The organism is Amycolatopsis roodepoortensis, from assembly GCF_024628825.1.
GTDB classification, from domain to species: domain Bacteria; phylum Actinomycetota; class Actinomycetes; order Mycobacteriales; family Pseudonocardiaceae; genus Amycolatopsis; species Amycolatopsis roodepoortensis.
Window position 1 is genome coordinate 4302088 of the sequence record NZ_CP102415.1, and the last position, 17499, is coordinate 4319586.

Annotated in this window: 17 protein-coding genes; 1 reads left to right on the forward strand and 16 read right to left on the reverse strand. The window is 69.0% G+C overall.

From position 1 onward, the window contains the following. Window positions 1-2: 2 nt before the first annotated feature. The 16 genes from nuoK to NQK81_RS20255 form a co-directional block, all read right to left on the reverse strand. On the reverse strand, window positions 3-302 hold the full coding sequence (gene nuoK, locus NQK81_RS20180) for an NADH-quinone oxidoreductase subunit NuoK (RefSeq protein ID WP_005151882.1): 300 nt from the start codon (window positions 300-302) through the stop codon (window positions 3-5). After that, a complete protein-coding gene (locus tag NQK81_RS20185) occupies window positions 299-1144 on the reverse strand; it encodes an NADH-quinone oxidoreductase subunit J (RefSeq protein ID WP_126733250.1) in 846 nt (281 codons plus the stop codon). Before NQK81_RS20185 ends, nuoK begins: the two co-directional genes overlap by 4 nt. Further along, window positions 1141-1680: an NADH-quinone oxidoreductase subunit NuoI gene (nuoI, locus tag NQK81_RS20190; protein ID WP_125678873.1), complete on the reverse strand. Its 540-nt coding sequence runs from the start codon at window positions 1678-1680 to the stop codon at window positions 1141-1143. The genes NQK81_RS20185 and nuoI overlap by 4 nt, the downstream gene beginning before the upstream one ends. Continuing rightward, on the reverse strand, window positions 1667-3004 hold the full coding sequence (gene nuoH / locus NQK81_RS20195) for an NADH-quinone oxidoreductase subunit NuoH (RefSeq protein WP_257489347.1): 1338 nt from the start codon (window positions 3002-3004) through the stop codon (window positions 1667-1669). Before nuoH ends, nuoI begins: the two co-directional genes overlap by 14 nt. Then, a complete protein-coding gene (locus NQK81_RS20200; protein ID WP_257489348.1) occupies window positions 3001-5469 on the reverse strand; it encodes an NADH-quinone oxidoreductase subunit G in 2469 nt (822 codons plus the stop codon). The genes nuoH and NQK81_RS20200 overlap by 4 nt, the downstream gene beginning before the upstream one ends. Then, a complete protein-coding gene (nuoF, locus tag NQK81_RS20205; RefSeq protein WP_257489349.1) occupies window positions 5466-6746 on the reverse strand; it encodes an NADH-quinone oxidoreductase subunit NuoF in 1281 nt (426 codons plus the stop codon). Before nuoF ends, NQK81_RS20200 begins: the two co-directional genes overlap by 4 nt. Beyond that, a complete protein-coding gene (nuoE, locus tag NQK81_RS20210) occupies window positions 6746-7618 on the reverse strand; it encodes an NADH-quinone oxidoreductase subunit NuoE (protein ID WP_257489350.1) in 873 nt (290 codons plus the stop codon). Before nuoE ends, nuoF begins: the two co-directional genes overlap by 1 nt. Beyond that, window positions 7615-8994: an NADH-quinone oxidoreductase subunit D gene (locus tag NQK81_RS20215; RefSeq protein WP_257489351.1), complete on the reverse strand. Its 1380-nt coding sequence runs from the start codon at window positions 8992-8994 to the stop codon at window positions 7615-7617. The genes nuoE and NQK81_RS20215 overlap by 4 nt, the downstream gene beginning before the upstream one ends. After that, window positions 8991-9755 (reverse strand): NADH-quinone oxidoreductase subunit C, encoded by a 765-nt coding sequence (locus tag NQK81_RS20220; RefSeq protein ID WP_257489352.1) that lies wholly within the window; start codon window positions 9753-9755, stop codon window positions 8991-8993. The genes NQK81_RS20215 and NQK81_RS20220 overlap by 4 nt, the downstream gene beginning before the upstream one ends. Before the next feature lie 5 nt (window positions 9756-9760). Further along, a complete protein-coding gene (locus NQK81_RS20225; RefSeq protein WP_005151847.1) occupies window positions 9761-10309 on the reverse strand; it encodes a NuoB/complex I 20 kDa subunit family protein in 549 nt (182 codons plus the stop codon). Between the two features lie 6 nt (window positions 10310-10315). Next, window positions 10316-10723 (reverse strand): NADH-quinone oxidoreductase subunit A, encoded by a 408-nt coding sequence (locus NQK81_RS20230; protein ID WP_192748015.1) that lies wholly within the window; start codon window positions 10721-10723, stop codon window positions 10316-10318. Between the two features lie 550 nt (window positions 10724-11273). Continuing rightward, window positions 11274-12560, reverse strand: a complete 1287-nt coding sequence (locus tag NQK81_RS20235; RefSeq protein WP_034310672.1) for a geranylgeranyl reductase family protein — start codon at window positions 12558-12560, stop codon at window positions 11274-11276. Continuing rightward, window positions 12557-13261 (reverse strand): demethylmenaquinone methyltransferase, encoded by a 705-nt coding sequence (locus NQK81_RS20240; protein WP_257489353.1) that lies wholly within the window; start codon window positions 13259-13261, stop codon window positions 12557-12559. Before NQK81_RS20240 ends, NQK81_RS20235 begins: the two co-directional genes overlap by 4 nt. A gap of 69 nt (window positions 13262-13330) precedes the next feature. Then, window positions 13331-14101: an AfsR/SARP family transcriptional regulator gene (locus tag NQK81_RS20245; RefSeq protein WP_257489354.1), complete on the reverse strand. Its 771-nt coding sequence runs from the start codon at window positions 14099-14101 to the stop codon at window positions 13331-13333. A 69-nt stretch (window positions 14102-14170) separates the two neighbouring features. Next, window positions 14171-15274, reverse strand: a complete 1104-nt coding sequence (locus tag NQK81_RS20250; RefSeq protein WP_257489355.1) for a glycosyltransferase — start codon at window positions 15272-15274, stop codon at window positions 14171-14173. Between the two features lie 3 nt (window positions 15275-15277). Beyond that, window positions 15278-16396, reverse strand: coding sequence for a glycosyltransferase family 4 protein (locus NQK81_RS20255; protein WP_257489356.1), 1119 nt, complete (start codon window positions 16394-16396; stop codon window positions 15278-15280). Window positions 16397-16507: 111 nt separating this feature from the next. On the opposite strand from NQK81_RS20255, the gene NQK81_RS20260 reads away from it, so the two are divergent. Continuing rightward, on the forward strand, window positions 16508-17338 hold the full coding sequence (locus NQK81_RS20260; RefSeq protein ID WP_126733241.1) for an inositol monophosphatase family protein: 831 nt from the start codon (window positions 16508-16510) through the stop codon (window positions 17336-17338). Window positions 17339-17499: the final 161 nt, after the last annotated feature.

Genomic DNA, 17499 nt, shown 5'->3' on the forward strand with positions numbered 1-17499 from the left:
TCCTAGTACTTCAGCAGGTTGGTGTCGTCGACCGAGGCCGAGCGCCGGGTGCGGAAGATCGCCATGATGATCGCGAGCCCCACCACGACCTCCGCGGCGGCGACGACCATCACGAAGAACGCCATCACCTGGCCGTCCAGCGACCCGTTGATCCGGGCGAACGTGACCAGGGACAGGTTCGCCGCGTTCAGCATCAGCTCGATGCACATGAACACGACGATCGCGTTGCGGCGCACCAGCACCCCGACCGCGCCGATGGCGAACAGCAGCGCGGACAGGAGCAGGTAGTACGTCGGGGTCATTCCTCGTCCCCTTCTTTCTTACCTACGAGCGCGTGGGCGTCCGGGCCTTGATCCGTTCCGGCGACCTGCTTGCGCTCGGTTTCCAGCTGCGCGGCCGAAGTCGACTCGATGATCTCCGAGAGCGACTCCCTGGCGATCGAGCCGTCGGGCAGCAGCGCCGGGGTGGCGACCGAGTTGGCCGTGGCGAAGACACCGGGGCCGGGCAGCGGCGAAGGCCGGTCGTGCTTTCCGGTGAACCGGTCGACGACGAGTTCCTTCTGGTTCTTCTTGCCGCCCTTGGCGTGCCGGTCGGTGAACGCCAGCACCATCGCTCCGAGCGCGGCGGTGATCAGCAGCGCCGAGGTGAGCTCGAACGGGAACAGGTACTTCGTGAAGATCAGCCGTCCCAGCCCACCGGGGCCGCCGCCGTCGACGTTCGCCGGGTCGACCGGCAGGGCCGGGGTCACGTTGGCCATCGCGCGGGCGAGACCCGCGGCGAGCAGCCCGCCGACGCCGATGCCGAGCAGGGTCGCCATGACCCGCTGTCCGCGCAGCACTTCGACGACCGAGTCGGAACTCTCCCGGCCGACCAGCATCAGCACGAACAGGAACAGCATCATGATCGCGCCGGTGTAGACGATGATCTGCGTGAAGCCGAGGAACGGCGCCTGCTGGATCATGTAGAGCGCGCCGAGGCACAGCATCGTGAGGACCAGCCACAGCGCCGAGTGCACGGCGTTGCGGGAGAAGATCATGCCGAGCCCGCCGAGCAGCGCGAGCGGGCCGAGCACCCAGAACGCGATGGTCTCGCCGGTGGTGATGCCTGCCGAAACGTCCGTCTGCGCGAGGAAAGCCGTGATCACTGGACCGGCTCCTTCGGCTCAGCGGGCTTCCGTGCGAGTTCCGGGCCGTTGACGTAGTAGTCCTGCTCGTTGTCGCCCAGCCGCATCGGGTGCGGCGGCTGCTCCATACCGGGCAGCAGCGGCGCGAGGAGGTCTTCCTTGGTGTAGATCAACCGCTGCCGGTCGTCGTCGGCCAGCTCGTAGAAGTTGATCATCGTCAGGGACCGGGTCGGGCAGGCCTCGACGCACAACCCGCAGCCGATGCAGCGCAGGTAGTTGATCTGGTAGTCGGCGCCGTACCGCTCACCGGGCGAGTAACGCGCCTCTTCGGTGTTGTCGCCGCCTTCGACGAAGATCGCGTCCGCCGGGCAGGCCCACGCGCACAGCTCGCAGCCGACGCATTTCTCCAGCCCGTCCGGATGCCGGTTGAGCTGGTGCCTGCCGTGGTAGCGCGGAGCGGCGGGGGCGCCTGCCTCCGGGTACTCCTCGGTGGCGACCTTCTTGAACATCATGCCGAAGGTGACACCGAAACCCTTGATGGGATCAAACATCCCCATCGCCGGCCTCCCTTCCACTGGAAACCGCCGCGGGCTTGCGTTTGGCAGCCCGGGCTTCGGCCTTCGCGATGGCCTTCTGACGCGGGGTCTTCTCCGGAACCTGCAGGTCGAGCGGCGGCACTGGGAACCCGCCGCCGGTCACCGGGACGTAGTCGTCGTCCGGGACCTTCTTGTCCGGCAGCAGCAGGCTCAGGATGACGACGACGAGGATGAGCGCGCCGCCGCCGATGAGGATCTGCGGGGTGGACAGGCCGCCCGAGTTCTTGATCGCGCGGACCGTGACGATCACGACGATCCAGACCAGGTTGACCGGCACCAGGACCTTCCAGCCCAGCCGCATGAACTGGTCGTACCGCAGCCGCGGCAGCGTGCCGCGCAGCCAGATGAAGCCGAACAGCAGGATGAACAGCTTGGCGGAGAACCAGATCAGCGGGAGCCAGCCCTGGTTCAGCGCGTGGTCGGCGCCGACGAACGGGAACTTCCAGCCACCGAGGAACAACGTCGTCGCGAACGCCGAGACGATCACCATGTTGACGTACTCGGCGAGGAAGAACATCGCGAACTTCATCGAGCTGTACTCGGTGTGGAAACCGCCGACCAGCTCGGATTCGGCCTCGGGGAGGTCGAACGGCGCGCGGTTGGTCTCGCCGACCATGGAGATCAGGTAGATCACGAAGCTCGGCAGCAGCAGGTAGAAGTACCAGCCGGTCTGCTGCGACTCGACGATCTGCGAGGTCGACATCGAACCCGCGTAGAGGATGACGCCGACGATGGAGAGACCCATCGCGATCTCGTACGAGATCACCTGAGCCGCGCTTCGCAGCCCACCGAGCAGCGGATACGGCGAGCCGGAGGACCAACCCGCCAGCACCAGTCCGTACACGCCGATCGAGGAGCAGGCCAGGATCACCAGCACGCCGACCGGCAGGTCGACCAGCTGAAGCGTGGTGCGCTCACCGAAGATCGAGACCACCGGGCCGAACGGGATCGCGGCCAGCGCGATCAGCGCCGGCACCGCGGAGATCACCGGCGCGAGGAAGTACACCTTGCGGTCGGCGGTGTCCGGGATGATCTGTTCCTTGAACGGCAGCTTGATCGCGTCCGCGAGGGACTGCAGGTAGCCGCCGGGCCCGACCCGGTTGGGGCCGGGACGGTTCTGCATCCGGCCGACGGCCTTGCGCTCCCAGACGATCAGGAAGATCGTCAGGATCGGACCGATCAGCAGGATGACGACCGTTTTGATCAGGATCAGCCACAACGGGTCGTCGGCCAGCAGCGCCGCCCGCTCGGCGGCGTCCGGCATCTGGCTGAGCAACGGAGTCACTTCTCACCTCCGGTGAGGGTGACGGCCGAACCGTGTCCCGCGCCGAGGGAGGCGCGGACGGCCGAGCCGTCGGAGTTGCCCGGGAGCCACACGACGCCGTCCGGCAGGTCCGCGACCTCGATCGGCAACGTGATGGAACCGCGTTCGGTGGAGACCTTCACGGTCTTGCCCAAGCCTTCGGCGGTCTTCGCCGAGAGCTTGGCGACGACCTCGCGCTGCGTGCCCTTGAGGTGCGGTTCGCCGTCCTGCAGCGAACCGTTGTCGATCAGCTGGCGCCAGGTGGCGAGGAGGACCTTGCCGTTCCCCGCGCTCGCGGCGGCGGCCGCCACCGGTTCGAAGGTCGCGGGCTCGGTCCTAACGGGCAGCTTTGCCAGATCAGCGGCGGAAGCGGCCGGAGTCTGCGTGAAGATGTCCGCGTCCATCTCGACGGCGAGGGTGTCGAGCACCCGGCAGTCCGGCAGGGCGCCGGTGCCTTCGAGGGTGACGGCGAACTCGCGGCGGCGGCCTTCCCAGTTCAGGTAGCTGCCCGCCTTCTCGACCGCCGGGGCGATCGGGAGGACGACGTTCGCGTGCTCGGTGACCGCGCTGTGCCGCAGCTCCAGGCTCACCACGAACTTCGCGTTCACGAGCGCCCGCAACGCCAGGCCGGGATCCGGCAGGTCGTCCGGGTCGACACCGCCGACCAGCAGGCCGTCGAGGCCGTTCTCGGCGGCCGCCTTGAGGATGGCGGTGGTGTCGCGGCCTTCCGTGGCGGGAAGGGTGACGCCCCAAGCCTTTTCGACCTCGGCGCGAGCCGCGGCGTCGGCGACCGGGCGGCCACCGGGCAGCAGCGTCGGCGCCGCGCCCGCCGCCAAGGCACCGCGTTCACCCGCGCGACGCGGGATCCACGCGAGCCGGGCGCCGGTGCGCTCCACCAGCCGGTGCAGGGCCGAGAACAGGCCGGGAACCTCGGCGGCACGCTCGCCGACGAGGATCACGGCGCCTTCCGAGGCCAGTGCCTGGTCGACGTCCTGCGCGTGCTGCGCGATCCCGTCGATCGCGGCGGCCTCGGCGCCCGGCGCGCAGGCCAGCAGCTCACCGAAGGTCTTGCGGACCGAGGAGGTGGTCCACTGTCCCAAGTGGACGACGCGGGTGCGGTTCTTGCGGGCCGCCTTGCGCAGCCGCAGGAACACGATCGGCGCCTCGTCCTCCGGCTCGAACGCGACGCACAGCACCGTGCGCGCCCGCTCGATCTCGCGGAACGTGACGCCGCTTTCCGGCGTCGTCCCGACCACGTGCGAGGCGAGGAAGCCCAGCTCCTCGGCCGAGTGCGGGCGGGCGCGGAAGTCGATGTCGTTGGTGCCCAAGGCGATCCGCGCGAACTTCGAGTACGCGTAGGCGTCCTCGACAGTCAACCTGCCACCGGTCAGCACCGCGGCGCCCTTGCCGTCCCGCGCCTCGGCGAGCCCGGCCGCGGCCGCGCGCAGCGCATCGGTCCAGGAAGCCTCTTCGAGCACGCCGTCGGCGTTGCGGATCAGCGGACGGCGGATGCGGTCGTCGGCGGTGGCGTAACGGAAGGCGAACCGGCCCTTGTCGCAGATCCACTCTTCGTTGACCTCGGGGTCGTCGCCCGCGAGCTTCCGCATGACCTTGCCGCGGCGGAAGTCGGTCCGCTCGGCGCAGCCGGAAGAGCAGTGCTCGCACACGCTCGGCGAGGACACCAGGTCGAACGGCCGCGAACGGAACCGGTACGCGGCCGACGTCAGCGCGCCGACCGGGCAGATCTGGATGACGTTGCCGGAGAAGTACGACTGGAACGGCTGGCCCGACGTCGTCCGCGAAGCCAGGTCCAGCACGTCCGCGGTCTCCGCGGTACCGATCTGCTGGTGGGCGCCGCGTTCCAGCAGTTCGATGAACGGGTCGCCGGCGATCTCGCGGGAGAACCGGGTGCAGCGCTGGCAGAGCACGCACCGCTCGCGGTCGAGCAGGACCTGCGAGGAGATCGGCAGCGGCTTCGGGAACGTCCGCTTCGTGTCGACGAAGCGGGAGTCCGCGCGGCCGTGCGCGAGCGCCTGGTTCTGCAGCGGGCATTCGCCGCCCTTGTCGCAGATCGGGCAGTCCAGCGGGTGGTTGATGAGCAGCAGCTCCATCACACCCTGCTGGGCCTTGTCCGCGACGGCCGAGGTCAGCTGGGTCTTCACGACCATGCCGTCGGCGACCGTCATGGTGCACGAGGCCTGCGGCTTCGGCATCGGGCGGCCACCCATTTCGACCTCGACCAGGCACTGGCGGCAGGCGCCCGCCGGGTCGAGCAGCGGGTGGTCGCAGAAGCGCGGGATGACCGTGCCGAGCCGTTCGGCGGTGCGGATCAGCAGCTCGCCCTTGGGCGCGATGACCTCTTCACCGTCGATGACCAGCTTGACGTGGCCTTCGGGGACCGGAGTGTCCTCTGTGGACGTTCCCGGCTTGTCGGGTGCGATCGTCATGCCTGCGCCCCCACCAGTTCGCGCTTGTTGGTTTCACACAGTGCGAGGAATTCCTCGCGGAAGTACTTGATCCCGCTCTGGATCGGCGAGACCGCGCCGTCGCCGAGGGCGCAGAACGAGCGGCCGAGGATGTTGTCGCAGACGTCGAGCAGGGTGTCGATGTCCTCCTCGGTGCCGTGGCCCTCGACCATGCGCTCCAGGATCTGCGCCAGCCAGTACGTGCCCTCGCGGCACGGCGTGCACTTGCCGCAGGACTCGTGCTCGTAGAACTGCGTCCACTTCATCACGGCCCACGGCACGGAAACGGTCTCGTTGAAGACCTGCACGGCCGTCGTGCCCAGCATCGACCCGGCTTCCGCCGCGCCCTCGAAGTCCAGCGGGACATCGAGGTGCTCCGCGGTGAACATCGGCGTGGACGAACCACCCGGCGTCCAGAACTTCAGCGGGATGCCGTCCTTCATGCCGCCCGCCATGTCCAGCAGCTCGCGCAGCGTGGTGCCGAGCGGGCATTCGTACTGGCCGGGCTTCTCGACGTGGCCGGAGATCGAGTAGATCTTCGGGCCGGGCGACTTCTCGCGGCCCATCTGGCGGAACCAGTCCGAACCACCGTTGACGATGTACGGCGCGCTGGCGATGGTCTCGACGTTGTTCACCGTGGTCGGCGCGGCGTAGAGACCGGCGGCGGCCGGGAACGGCGGCTTGAGCCGCGGCTGGCCGCGACGGCCTTCCAGCGAGTCCAGCAGCGCCGTCTCCTCGCCGCAGATGTACGCCCCGGCGCCCGCGTGCACGGTGATGTCGAGGTCGAATCCGGAGTCGAGGATGTTCTTGCCGAGGTAGCCCGCTTCGTATGCCTCGCGCACGGCCGCGTTGAGACGGCGGATGCAGTGCAGCGCCTCGCCGCGGACGTAGATGAAGCAGTGGTGCGAGCGCATCGCGTACGAGGCGATGATGCAGCCCTCGATCAGCGAGTGCGGGTCCGCCATCATCAGCGGGATGTCCTTGCAGGTGCCCGGCTCGCCCTCGTCCGCGTTGATGACGAGGTAGTGCGGCTTGTCCTCGTTCGGGGGCATGAAGGACCACTTGATGCCGGCCGGGAAGCCCGCGCCGCCACGGCCGCGGAGGCCGGAGTCCTTGATCAGCTGGACGATCTGCTCGGGAGTGGCCTTGAGCGCCTTGCGGATCGCGGTGTAGCCCTCGAGGGCTTCGTAGGACTGGATCGTCCAGGAGTTGGGCGAAAGCCAGCGCTTCGTCAGGACCGGAGTGATGGGATCGGCCATTACTTCTTCTCCACTTCCGGAAGCGGAACGTCCTTCATCGCGGGCGCGGTCCAGCCGCGGTCCCGCGCGACCTGCGCTCCCCGCAGGGTCTCGACGGCCTGCGAAGGACCGTCGACGTCCGTGCGGTACTGCTGCGCGTCCTCCGGGAAGAACCCGGCGAGCTGCAGTTCGGCGCCCTTGAAGTTCGTCAGCGGCGCGCCGCGCGTCGGGGCCGGCTTCTTGCCCGCCTGCAACGCGTCGACCAGCGCGACGGCCTTTTCCTCGGTCTGGTTGTCGAAGTACTCGTAGTTGACCTGGATGACCGGAGCGAGGTCACAGGCCGCGAGGCATTCGGCGTGTTCGAGGGTGATCGAGCCTGGCTCGTTCGGCGTGCCCGCGGTCTCGTTGTGCCCCAACGGCTTCTCCTCGGAACCGAGGTGCGTCTGGAGCTTCTTGTAGATCGCGTCGCCGCCCATGGCCGCGCACAGCGTGTTCGTGCAGACGCTCACCAGGTGCTCGCCGCACGGGCGGCGCTTGTACATGGTGTAGAACGTCGCGACCGCGCTGACCTCGGCGTCGGACAGGTCAAGGTTCCGCGCGCAGAAGGCGATGCCCTCCTGGCTCACGTAACCCTGCACCGACTGCACCAGGTGCAGCATCGGCAGCAGCGCCGACCGCGACTGCGGGTACCGCGCGATCAGGTTCCGCGCCTTGGCGTAGGTGTCGGCGTCGAAGATGTCTTCGAGCTTCGCGTTCTCCAGGATCCCCTCCGCCTCGGCGGGATCCGGCGCGATCGCGATCACGTCGACGTCGCCACCGGCGGCGACGTGGGTCTGCTCGGCCAGGCTGGTGCCGGGCTCGGGCGTCGGTGTCGTTCCGGGCTGGGTGCTCAACGGTCCACTCCCCCCATGACGGGGTCGATCGAGGCGATGGCGGCGATCACGTCCGCCACCAGGCCGCCTTCGGCCATCGCGGGCATCGACTGCAGGTTCACGAAACTCGGTTCGCGCACGTGGACCCGCAGCGGCCTGGTGCCGCCGTCGGAGACCAGGTGCACCCCGAGTTCGCCGCGCGGCGATTCCACCGACGTGTAGGTCTGGCCCGGCGGGACCTTGAAGCCCTCGGTGACCAGCTTGAAGTGATGGATCAGCGATTCCATCGACTGGCCCATGATCTTGCGGACGTGCTCGAGCGAGTTGCCCATGCCGTCGCTGCCGATCGAGAGCTGCGCCGGCCAGGCGACCTTCTTGTCCTCGACCATGACCGGGCCCGGCTCGAGCTTCTTCAGGCACTGCTTGATGATCCGCAGGCTCTGGTGCATCTCCTCGACCCGCAGCAGATAGCGCGCCCAGCAGTCCGCCTCGGTCGAGGTCGGGATGTCGAACTCGAACTCGTCGTAGCGCGAGTACGGCTCGGTCTTGCGCATGTCCCACGGGAGACCGGCGCTGCGCAGCACCGGGCCGGTGACGCCGAGCGCGAGGCAAGCGTCGACCGGCAGGTATCCGACGCCCTTGAGCCGGTTGCGCCAGATCGGCTGACCGGTGAAGAGCTTGTCGTACAGGGGAAGCCGCTCGTCCATCGTCTTGACGAACGCGCTGACCACCTCTTGGTAGTCGTCCGGCATGTCCTGCGCGAGACCGCCGGGGCGGATGAACGCGTGGTTCATCCGGAGCCCGGTGAGGTGCTCCAGCAGGTGCAGGACCTCTTCGCGCTCACGGAAGCCGAGCGTCATCGCCGTGGTGGCACCGAGTTCCATGCCGCCGGTGGCGATGTAGACCAGGTGCGAGCCGATGCGGTTGATCTCCAGCAGCATCACGCGCAGCAGCTCGGCGCGGCGCGGGGCCTGGATGCCGAGCAGCTTCTCGACGCCGAGGCAGTACGCCATCTCGGTCGACAGCGGGGCGAGGTAGTCCATGCGCGTCACGAAGGTGACGCCCTGGGTCCACGTGCGGTACTCGCAGTTCTTCTCGATCCCGGTGTGGAGATAGCCGATGACCGAGCGGAGCTGGGTGACGGTCTCGCCCTCCATCTCCAGCACGAGCCGGAGCACGCCGTGCGTCGACGGGTGCTGCGGGCCCATGTTGATGACCATGCGCTCGTCGTGGCGGGAGTCCTCGATGAGGTCTTCCCAGTCACCGCCGGAAACGGTGTAGACGCGGCCTTCGGTGGTGTCGCGGGAGTCTGCGTAGTTGACGTCGTCGGTGCTGTCCGCGCCTCGGGGTCCGGTGGCGGTGCCTGTCGTGACGTCGGAGAGGTTTTCGGTGCTCACGAGTACGACCTCCGCTGGTCCGGCGGCGGGATCTCCGCGCCCTTGTATTCGACCGGGATCCCGCCGAGCGGGTAGTCCTTGCGCTGGGGGTGGCCGTCCCAGTCGTCCGGCATGAGGATGCGGGTCAGCGCCGGGTGGCCGTCGTAGACGATGCCGAACATGTCCCAGGCTTCCCGCTCCTGCCAGTCGGCCGTCGGGTAGACCCCGACCAGCGACGGGACGTGCGGGTCTTCGATGTCGAGCGTGACCTCCAGCCGGATGCGGCGGCGGTACGTCATCGACGTGAAGTGGTAGACCGAGTGCAGCCGCTGCGGGACGTCGACGCCGTAGTCCACGCCGGAGACGGAGCTGAGCAGCTCGAAGCGGAGACCCGTGTCGTCGCGCAGGACCTTGGCGATCTCGACGAGGTGGTCGCGTGAGACGTAGAAGGTGATCTCGCCGCGGTCGACCGTGGTCTGCAGGATCGCGTTCGCCGGGATCTTGTTGTCCGCCAAGGCCGCGTAGAACTCGTCGGCGAACTCGTCGAACCAGCCGCCGTACGGGCGCTCCGCCGGGGGCGGGCTGTACGCGGGGAGGCGGACGCCGCCGTAACCGGAGGTGTCACCGGTGCCGCTGACGCCGAACATGCCCTGGCGCTCTTTACCGGTGACGACCGGCTCGGCCGGACGGGTGCCCTTCGGCTCGAGGCCACCTTCGGGACGGTCGGCGCTGGACTGCTCGCCGCCGGTTTCCGGGGTTTCGGGGGAGTTTTCTTCGGGCACGTCGCTCACTTCTTCGCGTACTTGATCGAGGAGGCGATCAGCTCGGTGCGCTCACCGCTGGCGGCGCGGATCGCGGCCCGGCGGGCGTTGATCGGCTCGTCCTGGATCTTGGCGTGCAGCTTCAGGATCGCGTCGAGCAGCATCTCGGGGCGCGGCGGGCAGCCGGGGAGGTACATGTCGACCGGGACGATGTGGTCGACGCCCTGCACCACGGCGTAGTTGTTGAACATCCCGCCGGACGAGGCGCAGACGCCCATCGCCAGCACCCACTTGGGCTCGGCCATCTGGTCGTAGATCTGGCGGAGCACCGGCGCCATCTTCTGCGTGACGCGGCCGGCGACGATCATCAGATCCGCCTGGCGCGGCGTCGCGCTGAAGCGCTCCATGCCGAAACGCGCGATGTCGTAACGGGAACCGCCGACGGTCATCATCTCGATCGCGCAGCAGGCGAGACCGAAGGTGGCGGGCCACATCGAGTTCTTGCGGGCCCAGTTCACCAGGCCTTCGAGACTGGCCAGGAGGATGCCGTTGGGGAGTTTTTCTTCGAGGCCCATGCTTCTCTAGTTCCAATCCAGGCCGCCGCGACGCCACACGTAGGCGTACGCGAAACCGACCGTCGCGATGAACAGCACGATCTCCACCAGGCCGAACATGCCCAGCGCGTCCGCGGAGACCGCGAACGGGTAGAGGAAGACCATCTCGATGTCGAACAGGATGAACAGCATCGCGGTGATGTAGTACGCGACCGGCATCCGGCCGCCGCCGACGACCGGCTGCGGCGACGGTTCGATACCGCATTCGTAGGCCGCGAGCTTCGCCTTGTTGGCGCGGCTCGGGCCGACGAGCGGGCCGAGCAGCACCGACAGCACCGCGAACGCGAGAGCGAGGACGAACAAGAGGACCAGGGGGAGGTACATGTCCAGGTTGGGCACCGAGGGGGTGCTCGCCTGGGTCAGCACGGGCAACATCAGCACGGGGTTTTCGCCATCCTTTCCGCGCCGCTGCGGTTTTCGAGTCGGGGTTCACCGCTTCCCTCGGTCGGCACCCTAAGTCACCTGGGTCACACCGCCGGGGGTAAGGCAACCCTTACGGGCCGTGCATGACGGCCCCCTTGCTTGTGAAATAGTTCACAAGCCTCCCGTCGAGGATGTGAAGCGATTCACAAAGCATGGGGCGAGTGTAGGACGTGACTCACATTCTTGTCCCTAGGCCCCGTGCTATAAGGCTGCCCTAACTTGACCGCACGGCCAGTACGGTTACTTCCGGCGTGCGGTACCGATGACCTGCGACGTCGTTCCCAAGATCGGCTTCGAGGGGCTGTTTGACCACATTTGTCCTGTGACCGATACCACTGCCCGGAGTACCCGTGACTGGTCCAGACGTGTGGCGTGGTGCAGGTGGGCATGGGTCCAGCGGGTCGTGAGTGGCGATTCGGGTTAGAACCCGAATCGCCACTCACGACCAACGCGCCCCAGGTCGCACCGCCGCCGCCTCGCCTTCACGCGAGTTGCGAAAGCGTCAGCGCGGGGAGGGGGTGGCGCGCGCCAGAGCGGCGATCAGACGGTCGACGCCGTCCCCGCCCTTGGCGTCGTAGCAGCCCGAAAGTCCCTTGTACACCAACGGAAGGATCGAGTTGATGCGCAGCCCGTACTTCGTCGCGGCGTGCATGACCTTCGGCTTCCCGATCAGCTTCGCGAACACGTTGCCGAGCCGGTAGTAGCCGCCCATCAGCTCCGCGACGGCGCGCGGGTAGCCCTCCAGCGCACGCTCACGCGAAGGGCCTTCGCGACGCGCCAGCGCCTGCACGACGAACTCCGACGCCAGCTGCGCGGACTCCATCGCGGCCGAGATGCCCTCGCCGTTGAACGGGCTGACCATGCCGCCCGCGTCGCCGAGCAGCAGCAGGCCGTCGCGGTAGTGCGGGGTGCGGTTGAAGCCCATCGGGAGACCGGCGCCGCCGACCTTGCCGATGGCGTTCTCCTCGCGGTAGCCCCATTCCTCGGGCGTCCCGTCGAGCCACTGGCGCAGCAGCGCGCGGTAGTCGGTGCTGCGGAACGCGGCCGACGTCGACAGCATGCCGAGGCCGACGTTCACCGTGCCGTCGCCGAGCGGGAACGCCCAGCCGTAGCCGGGCAGCAGCTTGGGGTCGCGCGGGTCCGAGCGGTCCCACAGCTCCAGGTGGCCCTCGATGAACGGGTCGTCGTGGCGCGGGCTCTTGTAGTACTGCCGCACCGCGACGCCCATCGGGCGCTTCTCGTTCTTCTGGATGCCGACGCTCAGCGCGAGCCGCGCGGAGACGCCGTCGCACGCCAGTACCAGCGGAGCGCGGTAGCTCACCGGCGTCTTCTCCGGGCCGACCTTCGCCTCGACGCCGATCACGCGGCCGGTGGGGCTGGTGATGGCGCCCGTGACGGTGGTGCGCTCGTAGAGCCGCGCGCCCGCCTTGACCGCGGTCTTCGCGAGCAGGTCGTCGAAGTCCTGACGGGTCCGCGAAACGCCGTACGGCGGGTAGCTGGTCAGGTCCGGCCAGTCGAGCTCCAGCGTGAGCTCGCCGGTGAGGATCCGCAGGCCGCGGCTGTGCACCCAGCCCGCGTCCTCGCTGGTGTCGATCCCCAGGTCGATGAGCTGCTTGACGCCGCGCGGGGTCAGACCGTCGCCGCACACCTTCTCGCGCGGGAACTCGGTCTTCTCCAGCAGCAGCACGTCGACGCCCGCGCGGGCGAGGTACGTGGCGGCGGTGGAGCCGGCCGGTCCGGCACCGACGACGATGACTTCGGCGTCGTGGTCAGCATTGCGACGGGTCATGCGCGCGAGTTTACGGATGGCTTCTTCGCGCGGTGGATGGCGACGACGCCGAACGTGAGGTTCAGCCACTCCACCTCGGTCCACCCGGCGCTCGCGATGATCTCGCCCAGCGTCCGCTGATCCGGCCACGCGAGCATGGATTCGGCCAGGTAGGAGTAGGCCTCGGGGTTCGACGAGGTCCTGGCTCCGACCCAGGTGAGCAGCTTCGCGATGAACTTCCGGTGCAGGAACCGGATCGGGCCGAATGTGGGCGTCGACACCTCGCAGATCACCAGACGGCCGCCCGGTTTGACCACGCGCGCGATCTCGGTGAGCGCGGCCTTGGTGTCGACGAAGTTCCGCAGCGCGAGCGAGATGGTCACCGCGTCGAAGCTCTCGTCGGCGAACGGCAGCTTCATCGCGTCCGCGGCCACCATCGGGACGCCGCGGTGCTTACCCGCCTTGAGCATGCCGACCGAGAAGTCCGCCGCGAGGCACCACGCGCCGTTGCGCGCGTACTCGACCGTGGACACGCCGGTGCCCGCCGCGAGGTCCAGCACCTTCTCGCCGCGTTTGGCGTCCAGCACCCGGCCGGTGATGGTGCGCCAGCGGCGGTCGAAGCCGAAGGTCATGAACGAATTCGCGCGGTCGTAGCCGTCCGCGACGTCGTCGAACATGGCGGCGACTTCGTGCGGATCCTTGTCAAGACTCGCTCGGGACATACCTCGAACCCTAACCCCGGAGTTCTGAGACAGGTCACCCAAGCGGGAGCAAAGCGACGCGCCGTAGGTTCACCTGGCCCGGTGAAGCAACGCCGGGGCACGGTGCGCACCGGCCCCCGCGACCTCGCCGGCGAGGATCCTCCGCTCCAGCAACCGCAGTTCCGGCCCCGGTTCGAGGCCGAGCTGATCGACCGAGATCCGGCGCGCACGCCGGTACGCCGCCAGCGCGTCGGACGTGCGCCCGGCTCGCCAAAGAGCGTCCATCAGGAGGTACTGGGCACGCTGCCGCAGCGGGTTCCGCCGCACCAGATCCGCCAGCTCGACGGCCGCGCTCGCGTGCCGCCCAAGGTCAAGTTCGGCCTGGTAGAGCTCTTCGAGCAGGACCAGCCGGTGCTCCGAGAGACGCATCGTCTCGTCCGAAAGCAGCGGGACGTCGAGGCCTTCGTAGGGTGCGCCGTGCCAGTGCGTGAGGGCCTGCCGGATCAGCGAGGCGCGCTGCGCGGGGTCCGCGGCCTTCAACGCTTGGCCCGCCAGCGTCTCGAAGGTCTCGACGTCGAGTTCGCCGGGGTGGACCTCCAAGCGGTAGCCGCCGTTGTCGAAGGCGAGCCGATCGCCTTCAGGCAGGGCCTGCCGCAGCTTGTGGACGTGCCAGTGCAGCTTCGGCACCGCCCGCGGCTCCCACTTGCTGTCCCACAGCGCCTCGGTGAGCACGTTCACCGGGACGAAGGTGTTCGCGCGGACCAGCAGCACGCCGAGGAGCGTTCTCCTCATCCGGCCGTGCAGCGGGACCGACCGCGATCCGGAAGAGATGCTGAACGTGCCCAGTACTTCGAACCTCACGTGCCGTCCTCTCGCTCGATGGCGTGAGGGGACGATGAATGCCCGTTGTACAAAATGGATACAAAGTGATCAAGCGAGCGCGGAGAGCATTCCCTGTACCGATCGTGGCCAGGCGAATTCCTCCGCTCGCGCCCGCGCCGCCGCCCGCCGCGCGTCCTCGGGGCGCTCCAGGAGACCGGTGACGGCGCCCGCGAACGCCGGGGCGCGATCGTCGACGGCCTCGCCGCAGCCGGGTCGCACGATCTCCCGCAGCGCGGACGACGCCGAAACCACCACCGGAGTGCCCGAAGCGAGCGCCTCCAGCGCCGCGAGTCCGAACGTCTCGTGTGGACCGGGCGCGAGGGAGACGTCGGCGCTGGCCAGCAGCCGCGCGACGTCGCCGCGTCCGGACAGGAAGCCGAGGAAGGTCACCGGAAGCCCGCGCGCCCGCCGTTCCAGCGCACGCCGCCGAGGGCCGTCGCCGGCGATCACCAGCCGCACGCGGTGCCCTGCCTCGGTCAGCTCGGCGACGGTGTCCACGCTGCGCTCGACGTGTTTCTCCGGCGACAGACGTCCACAGTGGACGATCAGCGCGTCGGCGTCCCCGGTCAGCGTGTGCCGCCAGCCGTCGTCGCGCCGGGCCGGGGTGAACGTCGCGAGGTCGACACCGAGCGGGACACGGCGCACGTTCGGTGCGGCGATCCGGTCGAATTCCGCGCGGGCGAACGCCGTCGTGCAGACGACCGTGTCGTAGCGGCGCGCCATCCGCCGGTTCGCGACGTCGGCGACGCGCCGCGCGACGGGTTCCGGCATGAGGAACTGCTCCAGCAGCCTGTCCAGCCGCTCGTGCGAGATCACCATGCTGGGCACGCCGTTGCGCCGCGCCCAGACGCCCATGCCGCGCAAGGTCAGCCTGTCGGACACTTCCAGCCTGTCCGGCTCCAGACGTTCCAGTACCGCGCGCACGCGATGCGGATCGACCGCGCGGTAGCCGCCGGTGCCGGGGATCTGCGGTGCGGGAAGGGAAAACCGGCGGACGCCCGAGGGCAGCGTCTCGTCCGCGTAGCGCCGCCCTGGCACCACGAGGGTCACTTGATGGCCGCTCGCCACATATCCGGCGCCGAGGTGGTGCAGGGCCGTGCGGAGCCCGCCCGAGCGTGGTCCGTAGAAGTTGGCCAGCTGGACGATGTGCATTGGTCAGGCCGCGCGCGCGACTTTGCCCTGGACGGCCTCGTAGTGGCCGACCAGTTCGTGGCAGACGGCGGGCCAGGTCCGGCCCAGAACGACCTTGCGCGCCTTCTCCCCTAGCCGGGCCCGGAGTGCTTCGTCGCGCAGGTCGTTGACCTTGTCCACCAGTGCCGTCGCGAACCCGGCCCGGTCGGCGGGCAACAGGTACCCGGTGCGGCCGGGCAGGACCAGATCCTTCGGACCGCCCGCGTTCGGCGCCAGCACCGGCAGCCCGGACGCCATCGCCTCCTGGATGGCCTGGCAGAACGTCTCGTACGGTCCTGTGTGGACGAACACGTCGAGGCTCGCGTACGCGGCGGAGAGCTCTTCGCCGTATCGGGCGCCGAGGAATGCAGCACCCGGGATCCGTTCGCGCAGCATCGGCAGTTCCGGCCCGTCACCGACGACGACCACGCGGATCCCGTCGACCCCGGCGAGCGCGGTCAGCCGCTCGACCTCCTTCTCGGGCGCGAGCCTGCCGACGAAACCGACCAGCAGTTCACCGTTCGGCGCCAGCTCGGCGCGCAACGCGGGATCGGCGTGGACCGGGGAGAACCGCTCGATGTCGACTCCGCGCGCCCATCGGTGCACTCGCGGGATCCCGTGCAGTTTCAGCTGATCCACCGAGTCCGTCGACGGCGCGAGCGTGCGGTCGGCCCGCGAGTGCAGGCGGCGCACCCAGCGCCAGGCCGCGCGGGCGGCGATACCGAAGCCGTACGCGGCGGCGAAACCGGCGATGTCGGTCTGGTACACCGCGACACACGGCACCCGCAGCCGCCGGGCCGCGGCGAGCCCGCGGGCGCCGACCACGAACGGCGACGCCAGATGCACCACGTCCGGCCCGAAATCGGCCAGTGCGGTGAGCACCGTCCTGGTCGGCACGCCGACCGGGAGGGAGTTCACGCCGGGGAAATCGAGGGCGGGAATGCGCACGACCGGGGCGCCGAGGTACTCCACGGGACCCGGCCCGGGGGCGATGATCAGCACGTCGTGCGCGCGGTCGCGGAGGTGTTCCACGACGCGGAGCACGGAGTTGGTCACGCCGTTCACCTGGGGCAGGAAACTTTCGGTGACTATCGCGACTCGCACGCGGATCACTGTCGCATCCGGTTGTGACACCCACGCCAACAAAAACGGAACAGACGACATGTCATCTCAAGGTCGTGTTCCGTAAACCAGGCTCGGCCACACTAGTCAGGCATGACCCTCCTGTCGTCTAGGCCGCCTCAGCCCGTCGAGCCCGGGCTGGTGTCGAGGGCCCTCGAAGTGGCCGGGCGGCTGGCCAACGACGCGACCGACGTGATCACCGCGACCGCGGGCCGGGGCGCCCAGCCCGATCCGAAGGACTCACCCTTCGACTGGGTCACCGACACCGACCGGATCCTCGAACGCCACACCCGGCGCGTGCTGACCGCGGAATTCCCCGGCATCCCCGTCGTCGGCGGTGAATTCGGTGCCGACCACGGTGCCGACGTCGCGGAATACCGCTGGGTGGTCGACCCGGTCGACGGCACCGCGAACTACGTCGCCGGGGTGCCTTGGTGCGCGTACAGCCTCGCCCTGATCGACGCTTCGGGCCCGGTGGTCGGCGTGGTCGCGGACCCGTACCGCGCCCAGATCTACGCCGCCGCCCGCGGCCGCGGCGCGCGGGCGAACGGCAAGCCGATCACGCTCACCGACCGATGCGGGACCGCCGGCGCGATCGTCTGCACGGAACTCACGCGCAAGGGTGTCTGGCCCGGGATGGGCCAGTTCATCGAACGGGCCGCCGCCGCGCACGCCGGCGTCCGGGTGCTCGGCTCGGCGGCGCTGGCGATCGCGCAGGTCGCGCTGGGGCACGCGGCCGCGGCGGTGCTGCACAGCTACCGCGAATGGGACGTCGCCGGATCGGTCGCGCTGGCCATCGAGGCGGGTGCCGTGGTCCTGGACCGGCACGGGGAAGGGACGGCCCTGCCGGTCGACGCGCTCCTGGTCGCGGCCCCCGGTGTGGCCGACGAGGTCCTGGGCTGGTGGCAGGAGTCGGTGGGCTGAGTTACGCCTCCAAACACGCGAGTTACGCCTCCAAGCACGCGAGTTACGCCCCTGATCACGCGAGTGCGCCATCCGATCACGCGTGTCGTCCGTTCAATCACGCGTGTCGTCCGTCTGATCACGTGAGTGCGCCGTCTGATCACGTGAGTGCGCCGTCTGAT

Excerpts from the sequence above, each read along its gene's own strand:
- nuoK (WP_005151882.1), bottom strand. The coding sequence starts at position 302 with ATGACCCCGACGTACTACCTGCTCCTGTCCGCGCTGCTGTTCGCCATC.
- NQK81_RS20235 (WP_034310672.1), bottom strand. The coding sequence starts at position 12,560 with ATGACCCGTCGCAATGCTGACCACGACGCCGAAGTCATCGTCGTCGGT.
- NQK81_RS20250 (WP_257489355.1), bottom strand. The coding sequence starts at position 15,274 with ATGCACATCGTCCAGCTGGCCAACTTCTACGGACCACGCTCGGGCGGG.
- NQK81_RS20225 (WP_005151847.1), bottom strand. The coding sequence starts at position 10,309 with ATGGGCCTCGAAGAAAAACTCCCCAACGGCATCCTCCTGGCCAGTCTC.
- NQK81_RS20230 (WP_192748015.1), bottom strand. The coding sequence starts at position 10,723 with ATGTTGCCCGTGCTGACCCAGGCGAGCACCCCCTCGGTGCCCAACCTG.
- NQK81_RS20240 (WP_257489353.1), bottom strand. The coding sequence starts at position 13,261 with ATGTCCCGAGCGAGTCTTGACAAGGATCCGCACGAAGTCGCCGCCATG.
- NQK81_RS20260 (WP_126733241.1), top strand. The coding sequence starts at position 16,508 with ATGACCCTCCTGTCGTCTAGGCCGCCTCAGCCCGTCGAGCCCGGGCTG.
- NQK81_RS20200 (WP_257489348.1), bottom strand. The coding sequence starts at position 5,469 with ATGACGATCGCACCCGACAAGCCGGGAACGTCCACAGAGGACACTCCG.
- nuoI (WP_125678873.1), bottom strand. The coding sequence starts at position 1,680 with ATGGGGATGTTTGATCCCATCAAGGGTTTCGGTGTCACCTTCGGCATG.
- nuoF (WP_257489349.1), bottom strand. The coding sequence starts at position 6,746 with ATGGCCGATCCCATCACTCCGGTCCTGACGAAGCGCTGGCTTTCGCCC.